The 1,050-nt window shown below is 36.3% G+C and carries 2 protein-coding genes and 1 pseudogene; all 3 read right to left on the reverse strand.

Features of this window, described 5'->3' with window-relative positions:
• Positions 1–187 (reverse strand): annotated as a pseudogene (locus tag ACFIKE_RS11255) (hemin-binding protein E); the annotation flags it as partial.
• Positions 188–368: 181 nt separating this feature from the next.
• Positions 369–635 (reverse strand): outer membrane protein, encoded by a 267-nt coding sequence (locus tag ACFIKE_RS11260; protein WP_375650027.1) that lies wholly within the window; start codon positions 633–635, stop codon positions 369–371.
• Positions 619–867, reverse strand: a complete 249-nt coding sequence (locus ACFIKE_RS11265) for a hypothetical protein (RefSeq protein WP_375650024.1) — start codon at positions 865–867, stop codon at positions 619–621. Before ACFIKE_RS11265 ends, ACFIKE_RS11260 begins: the two co-directional genes overlap by 17 nt.
• Positions 868–1,050: the final 183 nt, after the last annotated feature.

A 1,050-nucleotide genomic window follows, 5' to 3' on the forward strand; every position in this document is an offset into this window, starting at 1 on the left:
TTACTTTAGTTTTACTCGAAAAGTTGCCAACTTGACCACCAAGATAAAAACCCGTCCAAGAAAACGAAGGGGCTGCTACGATAACTGCTGGGGCTGTTTCACGAGGGATCACCATGTCAGCAGCTTGTGCCGCAGAAGCTGAAATTAAAGCGGCAACAGAAGTTGCTATTAAAGCTTTTGTATTCATAATTTTGCTCCTAAATTAACTATAAAATGACCTTACAAGATTATAGATAGAAAAGCTGTAGTAAAAATGTCACAATTGACAAATAAAAGCCCAGAAAACAGCGATTTTGTCAAAGTAAAAATCTCTTGAAAATTTAATTTTTTATTAATACTTTTTATTCATAATTGTACTTTTGATAAAATTAAAACTTGTAAGTGATACCTACACAAAAGTCATTGCTTTTGTAGCCTAGTTTATGATAATCCTTTTTAAATTCCTTCTTACCAAAGTCTAAGTAACGGTATTCCGCACGAAGCAGAATATGATCTGTCATCGCGAAATCTATACCACCACCAAGAGTGAAACCCACCATCGCTTTTATTTTATCAAATACCGTAGCAGAAACGGCTTTACTTGGTTTACCATTTGCCGACTTTTTTGTTCCTGAAACTTTACCAACACCTTGTATTTACGCACAGACAATACCACCGGAAACATAAGGCATAAATGCGGTCAGCGACGAAAAAGCCTACACGAACCCGTGTTTCACCAGACCTTTTTCCTTTTAAACCAATGCGACACACTGCTGTGTTACCCTTTTGAAACTTTTCATCTTCATCCAATGTAACACCAGCATCTTCAAATTCATCATTAACATCATTAAATTTATCAATCGCAAGAAGCTTTGAAACCGTCTTCATCTCTCCTCGGTCTGCCCAGACTGCATCGGTTTCAACACCTAGAATGAGGACATTTCCAAGATCTATGTTGGAACCTAAATAAATACTACCTATGAAACCTCAAGGCTTAGGTAGTCCATCTTTATCTGAAGTTTTTTCTTTTGTCTCTAAATCAAATACATCAATTTTGACTTAAAAAGTTGC

Source organism: Bartonella sp. MU70NMGDW (assembly GCF_042194085.1).
Lineage (GTDB): Bacteria > Pseudomonadota > Alphaproteobacteria > Rhizobiales > Rhizobiaceae > Bartonella > Bartonella grahamii.